The 22,979-nt window shown below is 35.9% G+C and carries 19 protein-coding genes; 4 read left to right on the top strand and 15 right to left on the bottom strand.

Going from position 1 to position 22,979, the window contains the following annotated elements; all coding sequences use genetic code 11:
• Positions 1-113: 113 nt before the first annotated feature.
• The 11 genes from H540_RS0113085 to H540_RS0113035 all read right to left on the bottom strand — a co-directional run bounded on the left by H540_RS0113085 (position 114) and on the right by H540_RS0113035 (position 15,297).
• Positions 114-3,338 (bottom strand): DEAD/DEAH box helicase family protein, encoded by a 3,225-nt coding sequence (locus H540_RS0113085; RefSeq protein WP_028401054.1) that lies wholly within the window; start codon positions 3,336-3,338, stop codon positions 114-116.
• Complete coding sequence (locus H540_RS0113080; RefSeq protein WP_028401053.1) at positions 3,335-4,708, bottom strand: restriction endonuclease subunit S; 1,374 nt, start codon at positions 4,706-4,708, stop codon at positions 3,335-3,337. Before H540_RS0113080 ends, H540_RS0113085 begins: the two co-directional genes overlap by 4 nt.
• On the bottom strand, positions 4,705-6,747 hold the full coding sequence (locus H540_RS0113075; RefSeq protein WP_028401052.1) for an HsdM family class I SAM-dependent methyltransferase: 2,043 nt from the start codon (positions 6,745-6,747) through the stop codon (positions 4,705-4,707). The genes H540_RS0113080 and H540_RS0113075 overlap by 4 nt, the downstream gene beginning before the upstream one ends.
• A gap of 144 nt (positions 6,748-6,891) precedes the next feature.
• Positions 6,892-8,853 (bottom strand): N-6 DNA methylase, encoded by a 1,962-nt coding sequence (locus tag H540_RS0113070; RefSeq protein WP_028401051.1) that lies wholly within the window; start codon positions 8,851-8,853, stop codon positions 6,892-6,894.
• Positions 8,854-9,494: 641 nt separating this feature from the next.
• On the bottom strand, positions 9,495-10,403 hold the full coding sequence (locus H540_RS0113065) for a restriction endonuclease (protein ID WP_028401050.1): 909 nt from the start codon (positions 10,401-10,403) through the stop codon (positions 9,495-9,497).
• Positions 10,404-10,433: 30 nt separating this feature from the next.
• Positions 10,434-11,015 (bottom strand): hypothetical protein, encoded by a 582-nt coding sequence (locus H540_RS0113060; protein WP_028401049.1) that lies wholly within the window; start codon positions 11,013-11,015, stop codon positions 10,434-10,436.
• 256 nt (positions 11,016-11,271) lie between these two features.
• Positions 11,272-11,517: a YueH family protein gene (locus tag H540_RS0113055; RefSeq protein ID WP_028401048.1), complete on the bottom strand. Its 246-nt coding sequence runs from the start codon at positions 11,515-11,517 to the stop codon at positions 11,272-11,274.
• Entirely contained in the window at positions 11,514-12,074 is a 561-nt protein-coding gene (locus H540_RS0113050) for a recombinase family protein (protein ID WP_028401047.1), read from the bottom strand. The genes H540_RS0113055 and H540_RS0113050 overlap by 4 nt, the downstream gene beginning before the upstream one ends.
• Positions 12,075-12,323: 249 nt before the next feature.
• Complete coding sequence (locus H540_RS34210) at positions 12,324-12,479, bottom strand: hypothetical protein (protein ID WP_155891017.1); 156 nt, start codon at positions 12,477-12,479, stop codon at positions 12,324-12,326.
• A 483-nt stretch (positions 12,480-12,962) separates the two neighbouring features.
• Positions 12,963-14,291, bottom strand: coding sequence for a hypothetical protein (locus tag H540_RS0113040; RefSeq protein WP_051317092.1), 1,329 nt, complete (start codon positions 14,289-14,291; stop codon positions 12,963-12,965).
• Positions 14,275-15,297, bottom strand: coding sequence for a hypothetical protein (locus H540_RS0113035; RefSeq protein ID WP_028401045.1), 1,023 nt, complete (start codon positions 15,295-15,297; stop codon positions 14,275-14,277). The genes H540_RS0113040 and H540_RS0113035 overlap by 17 nt, the downstream gene beginning before the upstream one ends.
• A gap of 711 nt (positions 15,298-16,008) precedes the next feature.
• Between H540_RS0113035 and H540_RS0113025 the strand changes: the two genes are divergently transcribed.
• From H540_RS0113025 to H540_RS0113015, 3 genes are read left to right on the top strand one after another with little or no spacing between them, the layout of a single operon-like run.
• A complete protein-coding gene (locus H540_RS0113025; RefSeq protein WP_051317091.1) occupies positions 16,009-16,509 on the top strand; it encodes a DUF1643 domain-containing protein in 501 nt (166 codons plus the stop codon).
• Positions 16,506-16,724: a hypothetical protein gene (locus H540_RS0113020; RefSeq protein WP_028401043.1), complete on the top strand. Its 219-nt coding sequence runs from the start codon at positions 16,506-16,508 to the stop codon at positions 16,722-16,724. Before H540_RS0113025 ends, H540_RS0113020 begins: the two co-directional genes overlap by 4 nt.
• Positions 16,725-16,769: 45 nt before the next feature.
• Positions 16,770-17,165 (top strand): hypothetical protein, encoded by a 396-nt coding sequence (locus H540_RS0113015; RefSeq protein ID WP_028401042.1) that lies wholly within the window; start codon positions 16,770-16,772, stop codon positions 17,163-17,165.
• Between the two features lie 283 nt (positions 17,166-17,448).
• On the opposite strand, the gene H540_RS0113010 is transcribed toward H540_RS0113015, so the two are convergent.
• The 4 genes from H540_RS0113010 to H540_RS0112995 all read right to left on the bottom strand — a co-directional run bounded on the left by H540_RS0113010 (position 17,449) and on the right by H540_RS0112995 (position 22,105).
• Complete coding sequence (locus H540_RS0113010) at positions 17,449-18,018, bottom strand: TIR domain-containing protein (protein WP_028401041.1); 570 nt, start codon at positions 18,016-18,018, stop codon at positions 17,449-17,451.
• 169 nt (positions 18,019-18,187) lie between these two features.
• Positions 18,188-19,057 carry a macro domain-containing protein gene (locus tag H540_RS0113005; RefSeq protein WP_051317090.1) on the bottom strand — a complete coding sequence of 290 codons (870 nt, stop codon included), beginning with the start codon at positions 19,055-19,057 and terminating at the stop codon, positions 18,188-18,190.
• A gap of 712 nt (positions 19,058-19,769) precedes the next feature.
• Positions 19,770-20,606 (bottom strand): recombinase family protein, encoded by an 837-nt coding sequence (locus H540_RS29625; protein WP_081415119.1) that lies wholly within the window; start codon positions 20,604-20,606, stop codon positions 19,770-19,772.
• Between the two features lie 626 nt (positions 20,607-21,232).
• Positions 21,233-22,105 carry a hypothetical protein gene (locus H540_RS0112995; RefSeq protein WP_028401039.1) on the bottom strand — a complete coding sequence of 291 codons (873 nt, stop codon included), beginning with the start codon at positions 22,103-22,105 and terminating at the stop codon, positions 21,233-21,235.
• A gap of 201 nt (positions 22,106-22,306) precedes the next feature.
• Here H540_RS0112995 and H540_RS0112990 point away from each other — a divergent pair, with 201 nt between their 5' ends.
• Positions 22,307-22,669 (top strand): hypothetical protein, encoded by a 363-nt coding sequence (locus H540_RS0112990; protein ID WP_028401038.1) that lies wholly within the window; start codon positions 22,307-22,309, stop codon positions 22,667-22,669.
• The last annotated feature ends 310 nt before the right edge of the window (positions 22,670-22,979 follow it).

Genomic DNA, 22,979 nt, shown 5'->3' with positions numbered 1-22,979 from the left:
GACAGGGAATCCCTGTCTTTTTGATTTTCCTTTAATTTATATTTGAACCGGAAGATTTATTACACATGCCTTGTTTCAATTGTAAGGAGGAAGATATACCTAGACGAAGAGACTCATATTCCAATTTCCTCCAACAGATGTTTCTCAAAATCGTCACACAGCTTTTCTACCAAATCGTCCATTTCTTTAAAGAAATAATCCCCCACTCTCTGACGGTTGAGCGCTTTATATCGTCGATATAATTTGGCAAAGTCATCATAGATTTCTGCTTCTGATACATACGACTTTATTTTCACGATTAATCGCTTGCCTTCATTAGCATTTCGTACATAGTAAAAAAAATCTTTAATCTTGGATTCAAACTCTTGGATAAGTAAACCTGTTTCAGTCTCGTGCTCGTTACGCGCTGCAATGATGGCGAGGATGTCAAACTGATGGTTTCCATATTTCGCGGCGCCTTCTGCTATTTTGGTGGGTTTCTTTTTCTTATCCTTTGTTTCTTGGGTTTCTACTTCAATAATGCCAATCTGATTGTCAAAGTAAACTTCAATTGGGTCTTTTACATCCTCACTACGGTGCATCATGTTATACATTGTGTTGAACTTACGCCAAAAGAACAAAAAGTTCGGCTCGCTATATTTCGCATCTAGTTCAATCACATATTCAATGCGATTCAGAATAGTAAAATACTGCGCTGCCTTGGCTTTAGTGTCAGAGGTGCGCTGTGGGTTTGCATCTATGAATTTTTTTAAACTACTTTCCAAGTCTAGGTAACATTCTGGATTATCACGCTTAGTTTCGTCTTTATAAATAGCCATAAACACAGAAAAGAACTTATTGTAAGTATCTGATTTCTTCAGCTCTACCAGTAATATATTCAAAACCTTTTTGTCTCCAAAGGGATCGAAGTCACTGACTACCACATCTGAATAATGCTCAAAGGCATCTTTGATATTTTGCACATTCACATTGTTGTAGGAAAAATCAACAATCTTGCAGTCGTTCTTGTATTTTGCGGTTCGGTTTACGCGGGAAATCGTCTGAATCGCGCTAATGCCTTTAATCTCTTTATCTAGAAACAGCGTATGCAGCTTTTTCTCATCAAAACCAGTTTGTAGTTTTGCTACCACAATCATTAATCCGTTTTTCTTCAGTGCAAAGTTTTCCAATACCTTCTCTTCACTCAAACCACCATTAAGAGCAGTAGCGCTTTGCTCATCCTGGTTGCTCGAATACACAACATAAATCGGCGCTTCAGCGTATTTTGCGTATTTGGTTCCCTGAACCAAGGTATTAAAGTGTTTGGTTACCGCTTGTTTATAAGCAATCGCGGCTTTAATAGAATATACTGCTAGCATTGCCTTACCCGTTCCACGTATCTGACGATACACATCTTTTACCAGTAAATCCGCAACATATTTAGCAATTGCATCTATACGATCGCGATTTTCATAAATCTGTTTCTTTTGTGCGTCTTTGTATTCTTTCTCAGCGAAGCCTTCCAGCAGGTTACTAGGCAAATCAAATAACATTTTGGAGGCTACTGGCACAATATTCTTAAGTGGGTTGAGAATAAATCCATCCTCAATAGCCTCTTTCATAGTGTAGGAATCAAAAGGTCGCCATAGTTTTTCGCATTCTGCATAACCGCTGAATTCACCAAACCGCGCAAGTGTATGATCGTCTGGTGTAGCGGTAAAACCAATGATCAGATTCTTCTTTTTGCGTGCTTGAGAATATTGCTCGTTGTTATCAAAGGACGATTGCAACTCATCAAAGATACTCAACATCTCCTCATGCTGTTCACCGCTGTTGGAGCGATGAATTTCATCAATCAAGAAGACAATGCGCATTTTGGCTAGATTTTGCATTACTTCAGCATCGAGCATGTCGCGCACAGATCCAAATTTTTGCAAATTCACAATCACTAGGCGCGTATCGGAGGCAAGCGCCTCTTGAAAGGTTTTTTTGTTGCTTGCTTCAACATACATACGGTTGTCAATGTTCATATTAAGCATTTTGGAATCAATTTGTCCTCTTAATTGCAAGCGATCCACAACAATCATGATTTTATCGTATACATATTCACCATCGCGTCGCAGGTCTTTAAGCTGTAAGGCAGACCAGCCTATAATATTGGATTTACCAAAGCCCGCTGCATACTGCAACAGTAAGGAGTAGATATTTTTATTATTAGAATAGGCCTTGCGTTTTTCCAGCAATTCTTTTTTCTTAGCTTCAGATACGCCGAATAACTGTTTTTCTAGCAGCTTTTCAAAATAATCGTCTTCTTGCTCGTGCGCCAAAAACTCATCAATCTTGGCCATAATCTTATCAGTGCCAAACTTTTGCTTAGGTCGTGGTGAAATCAAATACCCTTGCTCGTGTTTTAACTCTTTACCTTTTTTAGTGACATAAACATCACGCTCGATAAAGTTGTAATACAAAATCTCTTTTTCAATAAAAGCCTTACCGTAGAGGGCAGTAAATAACTCTTTCAGTTTCTCTTTTTTGTCAGCCTCTCTATTGAGTAGTGGATACGGCTTAAATGAACCCTTGATTTTTTTCTCGACCTCTTCACGATCAAACTTGCCTTCGCGGCAGGTAGCAAGTATCTCGTCAAAATAGTCAGCGATGGTACGAATAACATAGGTTTCACCAATATCGGTAGTTGTGATGTGAATCGCTTTTTCAAAAATTTTCAAGAAGTCTTTACGGTAAAATTCTTTTTCTTTGTCACTCAGCATGTCATTGCTATCAAAATGTTGATGATAGGTTTTGACTGCCTCAAAATAATCTTTAATTACCTTACCACGCCCGTTCTTACTTGCACTTTGATTAGTGTAGTTAGACTTTAATTCGCTGTAACCCAAATAAATGCCATTCACAAACAGCGCAATATCTGGACGAAAAGAGAATATCCATTTGCCTTGATAGCTGTATTTATAGGGTAGCTCTTGCACAATGGAAAAAATATTTTCATTAAACAGCGCATTTTCATGAATCACACTGTCCCCAGTGTAAAACAGGTGCAGTTTAATGCCCTGCAGGGTGATGGACTTATTGGCATTGATAAACAGCGACATATTACGGCTACTGCTGCTGCGCTCTTTTATTAGTTCAATCAACTCTTTCAGCAATTTATTCTTGTCGCCACCGTATTTTTTCAGCAAGGTTTCGTAAGGCTTTTTATTTAACTCAGTTTGAGATATAAACTCCTGTAAGTCTTCTTCTATAATCAGAGAATTGGTCACCGTATTAGCTTTCACCTCGCAGTAACCAAGGTCTTCTCTAAAAAAAGGTAACAAAAATTTATCTTGTAGGTGGAGTTCATTCATACAGCTTCTCCTTCCATAGAAACCTTTATCTTGCCAGTAATGACATCGTTAATTAGAGTTTTTCGTAGTTCTTTAAGTTTGTCAATTTGAATATTAATGGTTTCAACAATACGGTCAATGTGCGCAGTTTTAGTGTCAAGATAATCGGCAATGGCTTTTTGTTCTGAGAAGGGCGGGATTATTACTAATAAGTCATTGATCTTCTCAATTTTTAAATTTATACGAGTAAACCCTTTACCTTCAACAGAAAGACTATTCCGATATTGTTCTGATGCTAATAAATGGTTTATGAAATTTGGTACTATATCTTTTTTAGTAAAACGAAACCCCTTGCAAAAGCTGTTAAGATAGGTGTCAGCTATGTCATGTTTTAGAAGCGCAGATTTACCTATGTCATCGTGATTTTCAGAACTCATAAGAAAAAATAAATCATTCTTTCTTACCTTGTTTTGCTTTTCGTTAGGGTAGACTATTACTTTTTTTATGTCAGTGATTGAAACGTATTGATTATTAGCAATATTTACAAAAGGAATGAAATCACCACTAAATTCGTGTTCATCAGTAAAATCCTCACCTTTTTTACCTGACAAGCCACTATATAGAAAGCCTAGTTCCTTCAACCGCTTCACACCCCAATGCTCTGGTACTTCTCCAATCCACTCAACCCCGCTATATCTCATCGCCACAGTTTTATTTAAACCACGGGTGACGGTTTCGTTAATGAGGGATTGTTTGAGCTTGCTGTATTTGATCGCCTTTTGGCTGAGCAGATCTATTTTACGATCAATCTGCGCAGTTTTAACACCTAGGTAATCGGCGATGGCTTTTTGTTCTTCAATCTTTGGCAATACGATAGGGATCCTAGCGATTTGAGCAAGATTAAGAGCTTCTTTAGATGCGCCGTTCTGCTCGAATTGAATGTATTTTTTAATAAAAGCGGATTTAAGGAATAAAGAGATGTAAGTAGTATTAAACCAATATTTTGTTCTCAGGAAGGCAACATGCTGGTTTATATTTGCAGCACCAAGTTCAGCAGGAACAACACAAGTCCTTCCTATTGATGCACCTGTAATATTGATTAAAATATCCCCCTTTTTAAGTTGAGAACCCTTCATCTCATTGTGTATTTCCAAAGGGATAAAAGAGACGTCTACAAGCCGCAATCCCTCGTCATATACATTTTGGCTTCGTATAAATGGGATTCCTTGGTTTGTGTATACCTCGCTACCTCCCTTTGGTGTCACTCCATTTCCAATTTTGTTAACTGTATCTTTGACCCTGAGAATTTCCCAATGTTTCGGCACATCCCCGAGACAATCAACCCCACTATCTTTATAGGCTTCATATCTCTCAAAACCGACACAAATCATAATACAAACCCCACTTCTAACGTTTTTAACTCGCCATCTATAGCATCAATCTCAGCCAAAATATCCACCACTTCTCGCAGTTCCTCTGGCTTGTAAAAAATCTTGTTAAAATTCAGTTCTACACCCACTACGTTTTCTAAGTAGGTAAAAGGCCTCGTGATGTATTTTGCCATAAAGGCCCCAATCGCAGCTTGGTTGGTTTCTTCGTCTTTATGAAAAGGGATAATCTCATAATCTTTTTGGTAATCGGGCGTAAGTTCTACGCTGATTTCAATACGTTCTGGCTGTGTTTTACTCGCTTTCTTAAGAGCAGATTTCACCACAATTTTGCCGCAGCCCAATAACTCTTTTTTGCCATCCACTTCTTTAATTAAGGTTTCTTGATCGGCATCAAACCAATACTTTGCTGTAGTTGTCGTGATAACAAGTGGCTGTTCTTTATAATCCAACGCAGCAATAAATGGTTTGACGTCCTGTTCAAAGGTGCTAGCCAATGAGCTGTACTTATCCGTATCAAAGGTAGAAATCACAAACTCGGTAAGTTCGCGTTCACCGTTGGTAAGTTTGACCGGCGTAAGCTTTTCACTCTTTTTTCCTTCTTTTAACTTCACTTCAAAACTGTTGCCGTATTCGTCTACATTGGTAAGCATGATAGCTTGCTTGTTGAAGTAAAAAAACTCTTTGTCGAATACTTGAGCGTAATCTGTGCTTTGGTATTGCGTCAGTGTTTTAACAATTTCTAAGCGGCTGTCTTCATCCACTTCTTTGCGCTTAGAACCCTTGCTCTTTCTCAGCGGTTTAAATTTTTCGCTGGCGTTAATCAACATCACTTTATCTTTTTGATGCGGTTGTTTGTTTTTATTCAGTACCCATAAATAGGTATAAATGCCAGTGTTAAAAAACTCGTCGGTGGGTAACTGGATCACAGCTTCTACAATGTCGCTATCGAGCATCCATTTACGGATATTGCTTTCTGCTGAGCCAGCATCGCCACTAAACAAGGTAGAGCCATTATGTACCACCACTCCCATGCCGCCTGCATCAAGCTTGGAAATAAGATGCTGCATGAACAGCAATTGCCCATCGGAGACAGATGGCAAATATTTAAACCGCCCAGTTTTGTCGTTTACAATGTCTTTTTGGTAACCTTTCCAGCTTACGCCATAGGGTGGATTGGCAATGACTACATCAAATTCTTCGTTGTAGAACTTGTCCTCCACCAAGGTGTTACCATGTTCGATTTTAGAATCAGGTCGAAAGCGACTTTCAATTTTAGCAAGAGCGTAGAGCGCATCGTTCCAGTCTTGACCATAGGTCTGGGTAAGGCGTTTTAATTTTTTATTAATGCGATCTTCAACTCCAAACAGCATGTTACCACCACCGCAGGTGCAGTCGTAGATTTTGAGCAGTCTGTCGGATTCTTCAATTTTAGAGGCAATGATTTCGGCAATGAGCGCAATCACATCATCTGGTGTGTATTGCTCCCCTGCAGTTTCCGCCGATATATCCGCCCATTTACGCTTGATATGTTCTTCCAGCGTGGTGATCTCGGAGTTGTTAAACGGCTTAAGGTCGATTTCTGCCCATAGTTTGGTGTAACCCATCAGCACTTTTTTTGCTCTGAGCTTGGTAATAACCCCCTTGATATCGAGGAATTTTTCTCCTTCACTCACATCCACGCCGAGCAGGTCTTTAGTTTCGCTATCAAAGCCATTCAGATAGGCATCAAAATCCATTTCAAATGATTTATCGTTTTTGCAGATATCGATGAGGGTTTGATTCTTCTCAAATATATAGATGTTGTAGCCCTGCCCCTGATCTTTAATCATGTCGTAAAGATCGTCTTTATCAATAGTAGCAAAATCTTCTTCGCCAATTTCAGCTTTTAAACCATCAAACATTCTAACGAGACGACTTTCAATCATAGCAAGGGCAAAAAAAGGCATCATAAATGATGGCCATTCTGATTCTTTAATACCACTGCCGCGAAGCAGGTCAGCAGTTTCCCAGATTTTTGATTCGTATTGGAGTATGTTCATTTAGATTAGCCTCTCTCTTCTTCTCAGTTTTTATATTACTCATAAAAATTGGGTAGTTAAGTTAAGTAGTTACGCGATATTCCAAATTAGGTTTACTGTTTCCTAAAAATTTATCATTGTCATCATTTTTTCGCTAATTTAATTTCAGTTTTCATCTATAATCTCGTACACTTGTGAAATACCCATCAATTTATAGCTCTCGTGGTAACTTGCAGCTCTTTCCCGTTGAGCCACAAGAATGGTTTCCTCGTATTTTTGTTCCGATTGAAGTATTAAGGCTGCAATCTCTTTCTGCTTCTCAATAGAGGGAACCGGAATGGGAAGGGACTTGATATCCTTATGGCTTAATACCGTACCAACGGTCCCGGTTTGGTTAAATTCCAACAAGTACTTTCCAGGCGGGCTTTCTAAAAAAGTCTTGATGAAGTAAGGATCCGCTTTTTCTTGATTAACACGGATACGAATAAAATTACTGGAATAAGCGAGTTTCTTTCCAACTAAATCGTTGTCGGATATAACAACAACCTTACTTGATGTTCCACGACTTGAAAGCAGCACATCTCCTGGTTGTAGTTCATACACCTTACCTTTTTTTGAATCCAGACGGATTCCAGTAAGCTCCTCGAGATTTATTTTTCCATCCTGCACATCAGCAAGGTTAATTAAATAATGAGATGGATTTTCATTATCGGATTCTTCTTTAGTAACGGTTAACCCCCGTGATATATCGATGGATAGATTCTGCAAATTCACTCTCTCAATATCTGACAATTCATAATTTTTTCGGCTGATTTCAAACTTTCCAAGTTTCGTTGTTACTTCACTCCTGTCAAAATAGCGTGGAGGATAAATAACCCACTCATTAGCAGCTATTTCATTCGTAGAGACCAATCTGCTGAAATTTTCAACTTCTAGAGCATTCAAGTAGGAGTGAACTATTTTTTCGATATCATTTTCTCCAAGTTCATTTTGAGTACGGCTTCGTTTTTCATAACACTCCTCAGCATTAACAACTAGAACCTTATTGAGTAGATGATCCGGTTTATTTTTATTAAAAATAAGGAGCGAAACAGGAATGCTCGTATTCATATGTAACTTTGAAGGCAAACTAATCACAGCCTCAATAAGATCCTCTTTAATTAGTTCACTTCTAATCTTTTCCTCGGATCCTCCCCTCAAAAGCACACCATTTGATATCACAATTATTGCTTTACCTTGCTTTTCAAGTGACGCTATGCTGTGAAGTACAAAAGCCATATCTCCGAAGGACCTACCGGGTATACCGTACCGAAAACGACCATATACGTCCATTTCCGCAACCTCATACCCCCAATTGCCAATTCCAAAAGGTGGTGCTGTTATAATCCCGTCGAACCGCATCAGCTGCCCATTAGCCGTCCACTTTGGTTCCCTTATCGTCTGACCAACCTGAATATCTGCCTGTTCTGGATACAATCCACGGAGTAGTAGATTCATGATTCCTAAAGACCAAGCCTCAGGGTTCACTTCCTGTCCAAAAAGTTGAACGCTACCACCATTTTGAACCACTTGCTTATGAGCCTCAATTAAAAAGCTGTTAAGCCCTGACGAACCATCATAAATTTTTCCGTGATACTTATTCAGAAGTCTAGGCAACAGCTTGGTTATGGAAGGAGGACTACTGATTTCCCCTATTGTGTCTCGTTCTTTACCAATGAGGATGTTCCATAATTGATCAAGGTAAGTACTCACCTCTCTAAAGTCTGAATCTGCAAAGGAGTATCGATTTAACACAGAATCTGCCACCTTAAACAAACTAATAGGGTCCTTAACCTTGGTGAAGTCAGTGATTGTAAAAACACCTTCAAGTTTCGGATTTGCTTGTTCCAACTGTCTAAACGCCTGATTTAATTTTAATCCAAAGTCAATTCCAGTTGAGGTCACCATGTCCCATCTGGAATCATTTGGAACTTCAAATGAATAATTACGATTTTCATTTAAAAACTTGAGCGTTATCAAGGATATCAGGTTCTTTATTTTTAAAATATCAGTTGAGTTCCTATAGATCTCGTAAACGTCCAAAATATCCTTCTCTACATTTTCACAAAAATTATTTTTCAACATCATGTACCTCCTCCTGTATGTAGTTTATTAATATTCTGTAATCCTAGTTCACGCATTATGTATTAACAATACACTTTTTAGATTTTCGTAATACTCCGGTGTATCGGTTGTCTTAAATATATAATGAAATATATTCCATGTCAATAGTGTATTTGAAATACACTATTTGTGCATTTCATTTCTCTTCATATCTAAATTTGTACCTTGTGGATCCACCAGCTATTATTGTCAAACAAAAAACTGAACTTATTGGTCATCCGTTTTTTCGTGACTTTCTGAACAGTATAAAGGGATAATATGCAAGACTACCTAAATTCATTTATGTTGCCTGTTTTACACCTATTGATTTCATTCGTTCAATACAATGTACTTTTTCGAACATTGTTGCTATGTATTTGATATTAGTTATGTTACCTTCAACACAACACAACAATTAAATCCAATATGTTACATTCAATCATCAACTATTTTCTAACAAAATTAAAAACTCCTTGATATTCAAGGAGTTTCATTTATTTTATGGAACCTATATGAATCTAACATAATATCTATTATGTTAGATTCATCTTCGTATCTGTCCAAATCATCCATTATTCAAAAGAAGGCTCTATCTGGTTATGTTCGCTTACAATAAAGCCTTATCTCTACTCCTCAAAATAATCCAAATCCACCTTCTTCAAGATATACTGTGTCACTTTAGAAACACCAATATCATACTTAAACATATAATCTGCTAAAGCAGTACCGTTAATGAGAATGATCTTTTTTTCTATACGATTGACGTATTCTTTCGCGCCTTCTGTAAAATCAGAAGTAGTGATAAAGACACCTTTTCTTGCACGCTGTCCTTCTAGGCTACCAGCGAATTTTTGGATTTCCGGACGCCCCACAACACCTTCCCAGCGCTTTGCCTGCACATAAATCATATCTAATCCTAATACATCTTCTTTAATGATACCGTCTATACCTTCATCTCCACTTCGACCAATCGCTTTTCCGGCATCTTGTATCGAACCACCGTATCCCATCGATACCAGTAATTCAACCACTAAACGCTCAAAAAATTCAGGTGTGCAGCTTTTAACTCTTTCTAAAATCTCGTCGCTAATCTGCTGTTGCATCATTTTATAGCTTTGGTCTAATTGTTCTTGTGGTGTTAATTTTTCTTCGTCAGAAATAGACGAGGGTGCTGGTTCATTTTCATTTTTCTTAATTTGAAACTCTTGAAATTCTTTATACCTCAATAAATAATCTTTAGTGAGTTGATTAACAACTGGATCTTTAACAACATCTCTACCTCTGTCGGTTATGAGAAAAGTGGCTCTTCTCACAGTATTAAGCAGACCGGCTTTTTTCAAATATGTCCTGGCCCATCCAATACGATTGTGATACACTAGCTGTTTTCCACTTGGCAGTATTTCTTCTTTCTCTTCATTAGTGAGTTGAAAGTGATCTGCAAGAAAGCAATATGCTTCTTGCAAAGTATGCTCCTTTCCGTCTTCTAATAACTTGAGGAATGGGTACATAAATGCTTGATAATCTGGAATAGCCAAAACTTCACACCGTCCAATCTCAACCTAATGTTATTTTATGTCTGGTATTTTTAATTCAACAGAGTCTTTTAGACTCACAAAGTCACTCGATAACTCATTGCGTGTACTATTGTAGGTAATTAAAGAGCCTTTTGGAGTCGTGCATAGGTCAACATATTTTTTATAAACCTTATATAATTCTGTCAGCTCGTTATAAGCGTCTTCAAACTCTTTTGGTGGGTTTTGTAACTTTTTCATAGTTGCGTCAACCTCTTCTTCACTTACCCAAATTTCTGATATGTAAGATTTGTTATATTTACTTACTGCTGAAATTGCATTATTAAAGTCACTATAACGCTCTCCATTTAACACATAAACACCGCTTATAGCTTTACTCCAAGCTTCAGCATATTGATTTCCTATCTTCTCTGCTTTAGTTCCGCTTTCAAGCATAGTAGTTACTGCTGAATTCATTTGTTTAGAATATTCTTCCTTTTCGTGTTTTGCATTATTAATACTTACAACTGATACAACAATAACAATAAATAGCAACAGGCCAATTAATATGAATATGTTTCGTTTATTAGTGAAAAGGGTTCTTTTCTTAACCTCTTCTTGAGTGTTAATTTCCAATAGCCTATCCCTCCTAAGAATTGAATGTTTTACACTATAAATTATACTTCGAATTTATTAATCAATGTAATATTTCTACATCAAGATTTAATGTTAACGAAAATAATCTTTTATTAAATTATTTTGTATATCATATTCATGTGAGGTTTACATAACATATCATGATCAGAAGTCAATCTATCTTGGACTCTATAAATAGTCCCTTCAGTCTAATGTACAACGGAAAAAGAAAAATACCCTTGCTGTAGCAAGGGCATTAGTTTCCTGTCATTAAGTATTGGTAAACTCTATTCGTCATTTGTTCAGCTGTTGAATCGTCTAAAATGCCTTCCAATGCTTCTTTAAACTGCTGCTTGTCTTCTTGGTCATTATCACTAATGGTCCATAGGTAACACCAGTTCCAAGCTGGTACAGATATTAGCGTGTATGTTTCTGTGTGGGAAAAATATAGTTCCTGCTTTTGTTCCGGTAACTCAAACGTTTTAATTTCAATGTTTATCATTTTGCTGCCCCCTGCTTCTTCTTTGCCCTAATTAGGGTACTCTTAGATATTCCAGTCATGTTCTCCACTTCTTTATAAGAATGAGTTTCTAGCAGCCCTAAAGCGTATGCTATCTGTTTTTTACTGAACTTATTCGGCCTACCTTCTCTAAAGTCCTCACGCTGTTTAGCAATAGCTTTACCTTCCTGAGTACGTTCTACAATCATATCCCTTTCGAACTCAGCAAAAGCACTCATTACATTGAATACTAACCGTCCTGTTGGGGTGTCCTCTACTAATCCCATATTTAGAATATGAACCTTGACGCCCTTTTCAAATAGTTCCTTTACAGTTTGAATAGCGTCTACTGTTGATCTTGCAAAGCGGTCTAATTTAGTAACTACCAGTGTATCACCCTCTTTTAATAATGACAGAAGTTCTTTAAATTGCGGTCGATCTGCTTTTGTTCCGGTGAACTTCTCAGAATAGATTTTTTCGCAAGCTTCCTTTTCCAGTGCTTGTAGTTGTGCTTCTAAATCCTGTGTAACCGTACTTACCCTTGCGTATCCATATTTCATTATGTAACAGCACCTTTACGACCTTTATTTATGACACTATGTTTTGATACCTCATGATACCTTGATGCTATCACTCTATCAAAATGGTGTCAATTCTTTTAAGTTATGACACTCATCCCGACAAAAAGGGAATCCTTGTGGCCAACTGTACCTTTGTAACTCGATATATCATTGTTCGTAAAACCTCCTTCCCAAAAAGTAAACTTTCTTGATAGGAGCTGCAAGTTTTTACGAACGAGGGTATTTTCATTACAATAATTTTCCCTTCCAATCATTTCCTCTATATGGTAAATTAGAAGGACCGGGCAAGCCTTTTTGGTCTCTGCCTGGGAGGTGAAGACGATGCGTTGGTTGAAATACACTGCCATCCGAACCGTTATATGGGCTACGCAGAATCCATATCATGTCGAGTTTGTCCTGCAACTGCTCGCGATGCTTATTGGTCGATAAATACATATGTGGTGGAAGCTAGTTAACATCAAAACCCCCGAGGACGCAGACGGGGGTTTTGGTATTTATTTAAATTCAGATAGCTAAAAGAAATGGCATAAGCCTACTCAAACTAAAAAACACCACTGAATTGACCCTTTTATACAACTATGAAGTGATAAAATTTTCGTTTTAGAAGTACTTCTCATTTTTAGATTGATAGACATGATTGGAACCCTAAAATAACAAATGAACCAGCAATTACTCTTGCCGGTTCTCTACTTTTGGGAAACAAAAAATTACATATGTTTCATACTTATTAGGTGATTCTCCAACCAACTTACCTTATTCAGTTTTATTCACTTCTTTCGCCTTTGCTTCAAAGGAAAAGCTTTCCTCTCCATTGATTAGGGTGTATTCTGCATTATCAGTTTCAACCTTAACACTTGGTAAGTCTTTTTATTCCGATGAGTTAAGATTCCCCCAAAAACTGTCTATATTTTCTCTGTTCCTTATCATCTGCTCTGCCGTAGTGTTCCTTGCTCGGATTAGTGTCATTTGAACACTCTGTTTTGCAAAGCCCAATAGCTCGGCAGAGTTAAGAGCGAGCGGGTTTCCATGCGCCAGGAACACTTTTAGAATATTTCCACTCACAGCAACAGAATGTGCTGTGAAGAGCAATTTCTGCAAACGAATGTTATTTTGGATATTTCTCAAATTTTGTGCATATAGCGGAGATAGGAAGTCTTCTTTTTCCGAAGTAAGTCTAAAATAAATCCGCACAAGTAACTCTATAATTCCCGGCACTAAACTCATCGTGAGAAAGTGCCTTAAATCATATCCCTCTAGATACATCCATCTAGCTATGTCTGCAATACTTCTTCCTTTCTCACCAAATGAACCGAATTGCAACAGTTGAGTAAATCCCCAACCTGGAACCGGTATACCCATTTTGGTACAAACGTCTGACAAAATATGTCCAATCCAAACAAATGGAACAAAAATCATCTTCTCCACAGGCTGATTTTGATAATTCTCAATCGGTATGTGATGAATGACTCCCTTAGCATCAATTAGGGTTAACGTGCCATTTAACATATCGATTAGACCAAATATTATTCCAAAGAATGGGTCGTGTCCTAAACTCATAAGACGATGAGTTTTTGGATAAAATCCATTTAATTCTCCATTGTAGTCTCCTACTCCTCGACTGTTACTTGCATCAAAGCTAACCTTGCATGACTTTTCTAATCCCTTGAAGAAGTTATTTAACTGGCCATCTTCGTTAACCCCTTGAGAACGCAGCCACTCAGTTATACCACTTCCGCTCTGCTGGTACTTTCCTAAGTAGTTAACTTCTACAGGTATCTTGACAAATAACAGATCAACTATAGCAGCTACACATCCAATCACTAAAGCAACTGTCATATCTAACTTAGACAAAGAAGGTGTTAAATTCTTTTTGCTAGTAACCTCCGCCAGCAACTCCTTTTCAAGCTCGGTAGAAATCCCTTGAAAGTACTCTTGAGAATATACTTTTAGGTTGACTTTCGTTTGATACTCCTTCCGAATGCCATTGTCTAAGGGCTCTAAACCGAGCTGTTTATACATCCCTTCAATCTCCATTTCAAGTGACCATAAGTCTTGAGTGTTTTGTTGACCTAGGCTAGCGGTTTCACTTAAATCCCGGCTGACTTTACTGATATCCTGTTGTACTTCAGAAAACTCATTTTCAAAGTCAATAATTCGTCCGTACGACACATTTTCTTTATCATCCTTTATTGACATAGAATTCCTCCAATGCCTTTTCGGAATGTTTAAGAGAGCTTCTTAAGTACTCAATAGACTTAGTTAGATTCTGGATTCTTTCTTTGTTTTCCTTCTCCTGGAACTTCAACTCTACTAGATCCTTCTCCAGTTCCCTGATGACTTCTTTCTGTTTTTGTAACATTTCTTGTGCCAGCCGTATATCTCTCTGCGCATGTAAAATAATTTCCCTCATCATAACTCCAAGCTTAGCACCTTCAAGAAGAGTGAACTTAGATGAACTTCCTAAAGCAGCTCCCAAAGCAGACCCGCTCAACACTCCAAAAATAGCACCACCGCCAACAATTACGCTAATTCCGCCTGCCATTCCAAATCCACCGGCTGCAATCGCTCCACCTCCTAGTGCGGCTAAACCTGCATTTATAGCAGCTGCTCCTACTAGCCCTGATGGAGCTGCTGCAGCGGCAATGAAAGGAGCAGCAAATCCTGCTGTGAGAGCAATTAAAACAGCTCCCAAACCTGCCCCGACCAACACCTTTGTATAGAACCCGGATAATGTCCGAATAGAGTTCTTAAATGCTTTTCTGTAGCGCTCTACATACTCTTCACTTATTTCTAATATCTTTGCAAATTTTTTCACTATATCAGTCGTACTTTTTTCATCAAGTGTCAACACGTCATAGAAACTCTTGTCAAAGCCTTCTAAGTGAGAGTATGGAGAAAATAAGGACAGCTCCAGAAGAATTAAGAATAGGGGGGTCTTTAAATTCTTGCACTCCTCAACAACATATTTACTAGCCTGTTCAAGTTCCTCGAAATCCTTAATTAAACCTATTTTATTTATTGGATTATCCTGGTTTAACACCTTAGTAATGCCTTGCTCCCACAAGTCTCTCCATTCTGCTTTCTTCTGCTTGTAACGGTCGACAATCCCTACACTGATATCATGATTAATAAGATGATACTGCATGCTGAATAAAAGTTGTGCTTGTCTAGTATTGAGTCCGAATTGTTGCAACATATCCATGTGATCACACTCCTAATTTTAATTAATGCTGGCAATATGGTTCACTATATTAAACTAAGAATTTATACTAGATACTACTTTACAAAGGTCATACTCTATGGCAACTGTAGCAAGCATACCACCCAGTTTCTTAACATGCGGTACAAGTGGTCTTAAATTCATTCTTTACACCTTCCCCCTCAAAATATATTAAGATTTCTGTCGGGATTCTTTGATGTAGGAACACAAAATTATAACACCAATTAAAAGGAATAGTACCCCTAATGTGTAAAGAGGAAAAGCAAACAATATTTTCCAAACAATAACATAAACGATGAACGCTGTGAACAGAAAAAGCCAAACCTTCATCTCATAATCCTCTCCCCTTCTTTATATAAATTGTAATATTTTGAATTTTTAATTTCTATATCTAATTTTAATGTAGGCGTACCGCCACATACCCATCAAGCCAAGAAAACAGGTCACCCCCAAAACGATAAAATAAGCTTTTTTGTTACAAGAAGGTCTAAAATTTCGTTCTGGGGGTGCTGCAAAATTTTAACTTGATGGCGATGGGGTAAAGATTTACCTTAGGTTGATGGCGATGGGCGGTACCCCTTTAAGGAATTTCCAAGAGTTGATTGGGAATGGCGGAAATGAAGTGTCTAAAAATAGATTTGCATAAATCCTTTTTTTGCCATTTAATAAAGTTATATAGTGGGAGGGATGATGATGAAACGGGAAGCTGTAATAGAGGGGAACTATCGATATTCTCTACTCAGGGATTGGAGTGAAGGAATCAGCCAAGTGCTTCATAAGAGGGCGTTATTTATAATGCTCAATCCTAGTACTGCTGACGCTTTTGAAGATGACCGAACAACAAACAGATGTATAGATTTTGCAAAACAATTTAATTGTACATCTTTGGAAATCATTAATTTATTTGCTTATATATCAACCGATTGGACGAAAGTTAAGAACATGGGAAGAGATGATGCTGTTGGTCCTAAAAACGATGAATATATAAGAGAAGCCCTAAATAATTGCAATATGGTTATTGCAGCATGGGGAGATGAAGCAATTACCCATAAATCCGACAGACATATTGAGTTGATTACTTCGGTACTAAACGGATACAGAAAGCCAATATACTGTCTTGGGAAAACAACAAGGAGACAACCGCGACACCCCTTATTTCTAGCTAAAGAAACAAAATCGGAGGTGTTCATGTGAATGAAAGGAAAAAGCTAATTAGAACAGCAAAAGATAGACCGGAATTTAAGTCGAAAGAAGGTTTAACAATTAATGATGAAGGAAAGGTAATTGGTGGGGATGCGTGGATGTGGTGTGATGAATGTTTTGAAGAGTTTCCGCTGGAGGGTTATCCAGTTTGTGAAAATTGTTTAGAAGAATATAAGAGAAAACATTCCGAATCAGACAAAGATTAATCATATGTATATGTAAAATAAGTAAACGGGGGAGGTTTATTGAATATGTGGAGAAGGCTGTGGGGAAGGCAACTACGTGATCCAAGAACGCTGAGATTGAAAACACCTTCTAAAAAAAGCGGTATGCCTGTTATCAAGACGGATGAAGTGTTTAATAACATACGAACATGTATCAAACAGGTCATTAATATTATTGAAGATCCGCAAATGAAAACAACTGACAAAGCATTAGAGGCTCTCAGGGAAAGTCTGTATATGAAACTAAGATATATAAATGAACATGGAAATAACATTAGTGAAGAAAAGGTGCTTCATCTTTTAAGTGAAATAAGACAGGATGAGCGCAGAATACGTGAACTTGCCGACAAGAATGAGAATGTAATTATAATTAAACATGTTTTAGAAGCGCTGGTGGCAATAGGCAGACTGTTACCACAGTAGTAAATGTGCGTGCTACCCCTAATACTGAAAAACTTATAATTTTTGAAGATTGCTAGTCTATTTTGGGTATAGGAACACGGTTATTGTGTTGTATACCGTATACAAGTCCAGTTAACATAATAAACTATTATCGGAACTCAATGTATCTAGGAGCCTAGAAAAAAATCCTCTTCAGTTAATCGATCTGAAGGGGATTCGTGTTCTCAGAAGTAATAAATATATTTATTTTATTAAATATTAGCCCCTGTTAGTTTAAACGAAATATTTTACATATTAAGATTATTCAACAAGGATAAAAATATGTATTTGCAGCACACTTTGAATTAACCATAAAGTCAGTATCGCTTAGGGCACTTCTTATTAATTCCTTTTTATTTGGTATGTGAAGAGTTGGAACATTCCCCATAGAATCACGAAAAGCAGGCAGGTTATCCCACAAGTTCTTTATCTGCTGCCTGATTGTTTTCGAACTACATCCAATAATGTCACTCTTATCTGTGTATTCTGGATAAACTACGATAACTGGCAGCCCTTTTGTTACAATTCCATAATTCATTTCTTCCCGTAAAGCTCTACTATTCTTGGTTGTCGAACTTAAAAACAAAATAATATTCTTTGAGTTATTAAGCCTGTCATGCAGACGTGGTTTCAATGTCTTTTCCCAATCACTTCCATCCCGCACATTATAGTTTTTATCATGTGAGTCAATGAATGGAAAAGTGCTATCTTGCGCTTTCCAAGCTCTTAACAGATTGTACGATACAAAATCTTTGGTAGCAGAAGCACCCAAATTACTTTCACTAAAAGGTTCACTAACATAAAACGCCGAATAATTACCACTTCTGTAAGCCATATATTATTTTATTCTCCCTTCAATTTGGTTTGACATAGCTGATTTACTGGATAAAATGCGTCTGTTAGCTTGCAATACAATCCTAGACAGATCAGAGTAAATTGGAGGAACATAAAATAAACAACATTACCTCCATTATGTTTCTGACAGCCCCATTATTTGAAGCTTTTTATCTCTGTATCCCAGTATTCTCAAATTCCTTTAACTTATAAAGGTTTATATCATTTATTTGATTTCCATGTATGAGAATTTTAACTTTTGATGGTTCTCTGAATTTAACTTTGCTGATCTTAAATGTCCAGAGAATAACTTCAAGTAATTCTTGATTGGTAGCATTAAAATCTCTATGCCTTGTTATACCTGATCCTAATAAAGGTATTACAACCGTTTTTCGATTGTATAAAGAATTGACCTCATCCCAAAACTTTAATAAACATGTTGCATATTCTGTTAATCTTAAATTAGCTTCATTACGATCATTAAATTTTGAAAAAGCAACAAGAAAATAGTCATTATCTTTAAAAATACTACCAAGTTCATATCTTGTTGTTTTTCCACCAAGAGGTCTGTGGACATTCTCTTCTATCTTTTTCAATCTTGGGTCTATTGCTACTCTATTATCAAAATCAATGATGTTATCTTTATTTGGGTACTTATTTAATAAGTACATTCCATTTAATGAACTTACTGATATTATGTTATCGTCTACTTTTGTATCAAAAAATTCATTAAAAGCAATTACCTTATAACAGTTAGCATCTTGTTGAAAAATATCACCAGAGGTAATTTCTATTACTGATCCATCTATATTCAAAGTTACTCCTTTCAATCCTGATTTAACAAAGATATATATAATGACATAAATAATAGAAAAAGCTGTTAAACATGAAAATAAAATAATTTTGATTTTGTTTTCTAAATCAATAAAGCCTAACACTGCAGCTGCCAATGTAAATGAAAGACCTGGAATAACGAATGCGGCTTTCCAGAAATTTGCATCGAATAAAAAATCTTTCATTTTGGAAATTCTTTTTATCATGATGATTCCTTTCTCATAAAAAATTTCTATACATATTTTTCATTTTTCTCCAAATATTATTTTAACTTATTTGGCCCAAATTTCACATAAATCGACTCGTTATTTTAAACTAAAATTTTTAATATTTATGGTTCCTAAATAAGGGAACCTTTTTTCTTCATAAATCTATTCTATACTTTCACTAACCTGCCAGTTAGTTCAACAAGGAATCATGTATATCGTATACATGTCAGGTTTACATAACATCTCATTATCGGAAGTTGATTGTTCACAAAATCCTCATGATATCAACATTTCTCTTATTATCGAACATTATGAAATATGCAGGATTTTATACTTTGCCGCAGTGATGCGGCTTTCAGCTTTCCGGTTGTGTACCGGATATATGGAAAAACTGTATAAAATCTTGCATATTTTTGTACATATTTCATTGATATAAAGAATATGATCATAAGGAGATGGACAGCCTTTAGATTATAGTCCATTTCTTTCTAAGCTAAGGTACACCCCTCTTTTCCAACGACAGGGAGGGGTGTTCTTGTTTGTTTTCTTATTGATTAAATGTAATATTTTACCGCTTGAAATTATCTTTTTCCCTGAATTATTATAAAGTTGATTCGGAATTTTACACAAAATACCTTTACATGCAAAAAGAGCCACATTTTATGGCTCTTTTTGTATTTTTTGAACTACTAATATCAATCCCTTGAAATTACCATGTGAGTCCTAGTTCATCGCAATAAACATCTGCTTCAATAAAACAATTCCTCATATCAGCCTCACTATTTAATTCACTGAGAATATTATACACTGTCTTTTCTAACTCATCGACGGTTGTATAAGGAACGTAAATTATATACTCGTTAGCTATGATCTCCATTTTGTAATTATCTTTTAGGAAATGCTCGATGCTTTCTCTTACTTTCCCTTTGCTACGTACAAATTTATTGTTATTTTCTATTCGCAGCCACATTCTTATTTTTGCGGTGTCTGTTTGAGTGCTTTCTTGCTTTAACCAGCTATAAATAGTGGATGGAGCTACACCTGTCATATCCTTAATTTCTTTTAACGTAAATTGTTTACTTTTATACATATTTAGTGCTTTTTCTTTTGTTTTCTTATCGGTAAAGGGTCTCCCACCTTTTTTTCCTCTCGCCCTTGCAGCAGCAAGCCCATCTATTGTACGTTCTCTAATAATGTCACGTTCTAATTCTGCAATACTTGCAATCATTCGAAAAAAGAAACGTCCAATCGGGCTTGATGTATCAATGTTGTCTTGAATAGATATAAAATCTATTTCCTTCTTTTCAAAAAACTCCGCAAGTTCAATAAGGTGTTTTGTAGAACGACTAATACGATCTAACTTGTATACAACAATCTTGTCTCCTTTTCGAAGAACTTTTAGCAATTGCTCTAGCTCTGGACGATCCGTTTTAGTACCCGTTATTTTTTCTTGATAAATTTCTTCTACCCCGTACTTTTCAAGTGCATCAATTTGTAATTCTAAGTTTTGATCTTTTTTGCTTACGCGAGCATACCCAAAAATCAATGTAACAACACCTCTTAATAAGAAACTTCCAAATTTTATAATCGAATTTTACATTAAACGTTAATTAATGTAAATAGATTAATGTATAAGTTAATGTAAAAACAAGGACTTAAATTTAGGAGTTTTAAATGTATCGATCAGCATTACATTAAACGAACGTTTTTTGTAATAAAATATTGGTTGTAGGGGTCTGTCCTAGCTGTGTAATCATTGTAAGGTCAACTAAGCGAGAAGTTAATATAAAATGTGGAGATTGTGATCAAACACTGTCTATAGAAGATTAAAATCATTTTTTAACGGTCTCTTGTATACTAAAAATAAAGTTCTTAAATAAATATGGTATGTGAAATTATTAAAATTTATTTCGCAAAAAATTTAACTGAACTATAATTAAAAAACTTTTGTGTAAAAGGACAATAAAGTTATTATATTTTAACACCAAAAACAAGCATAACCCCGTTCTAAATTTAAGACGGGGTTAAAATATAGTTGTTTAATTTTCAATATAAGATACTTCACTGTACTCAAAAATATAACAATGAAGTCGTTTAAAAATCTAAGGTTTATTCAAAAAATAGGGCCCGATTGTTGAATATGACAAGCACATGTCTTCTTCAACTAACATTCTATTCTATATTTTTTTTAGCTGCGTAATCACCATAAAAGTAAGTGTCCCTTAACTCATCATATTTAGGAGTGGCAATTATTGTATATTCACCATTTCCATCGACTTCAAACAAAGCTATATTATTATATTCCCATCCCACAAAGTGATCAGGATTTGAATCATCTACTCTCATATCAATACTGTATATTCCTTTTGTTAATACTCCACTTTTTTGAAAGTCCTCAATTAGATCTTTGGCCTTTGGAATAGGATGTTTATTTTTATTCATGTCAAATTCAAATAGAAAATTCACCACACCTAGATACATGCCATTACGATTTTTATTTCGGAGGTCACTTGGTATTAATGTAGGTAAAAGTTCAGTAGTATCTATCTTTTGGGTCTTTTTAAAATCATCAAGTAGCTCTTGAGAATTATTTACATTTACCCCAATGTTGTCGTAAGGAAACATATAAATAGGACCATTTTCTTCTGGGACAAATTTATTAGGATATTTTACTAACCCATATTTTTTTATGATCTGTTCAATTACTTGAACTACTTCTGGGTGTTGCTCAATATATGCACCCTTGAATTGTTCGAGATAGATATCGTCACTATGATCTTTTATAACTTTCAAAGTATCTCTATCAATCATTAGGAACGGATAAGCACGATATGGCTTTTTAATTTCTACATAAGTTTGATGGTCAATCCCTTCAAGCCAATTATTATCTGTCTGAATAACGGAAAACTCATCTTGTATTCCATAGTTTGTTTTTAAATATTCTTGTATTGGTTGATTCAGATCATCTTTAGAGAAACATCCACTAAGAATTAGGATTAATGTACTTACTAAGATGACTTGAATGAATCTTTTAATACTCTTCATTTTCCACCCTACATTTCTTGAATTTTAATAATATTATAACATTTTTCATTCAACTAAACTGCCACGTTGGCATAAGTACACTTCTTTACAATCTTAACGAAACAATTAATAAAGTCGTTTAAAACAACTTTATTATGTTTTAAACGACTTTATTGTAAATTAAACAACTTTATTATCTCTGTACATTTTGAGGTGATTGCCTTGTCCAAAATCAAAACCATGTACAGTGTTCTAGAAACCTATGAAATGGCAAAGGAAGCGTTAAAGAGTGGGCATGTATTAATTACAAGATTTTCAGATACAGGATTTCACCCCATTGAGCAAATCGGTACTATTGCAGAAAAGAAATCTTTAAAAGACAGGAAAGGATGTTTTGCTTTTATCAAAGGTTTTGAAAATACAATGGCATTAAATCACAAGAAAAAAAGATGGTACGAGCATACTACATTTTCAGAAGGAGAAATATCGATTGAATCCATTATCAATACGAACGATTATAAATTTAGAATAGTCGAAAAGAGATTATTGAATATTATCATCATTGCTCTCGCTTTAAAGAAGTAAATTTAAAATAGAAGTATTTCTAATAAGGTCACTATACCCTTATAGAAAAATAGTAAAAACCAGCTATATTGTGAGTATTTTGCATAATATAGCTGGTTTTTTTATTTCTTTAAAGATGGATGGGCGGTTTTTTTTGTATACTCAAAAAGGAAAGGGCTGCTCATAAGTCGGTTTCACTTTTTAAACCATGAGGACTTTTTCAGTGCCCCCTCTTCCTTGTGGGAAGTCGCCCCTTTTTTAAAACACAACAATTGACGTATTTTATCAAGAATCTACAGTTGTTTTTAATATTTCGAATTTCCCTTGTTTA

Source organism: Ectobacillus panaciterrae DSM 19096 (assembly GCF_000430785.1).
Taxonomy (GTDB): Bacteria; Bacillota; Bacilli; order Bacillales; family Bacillaceae_G; genus Ectobacillus; species Ectobacillus panaciterrae.
The sequence above is the reverse complement of the archived record's forward strand: the minus strand, read 5'-3'. Positions and strand labels throughout refer to the sequence as shown.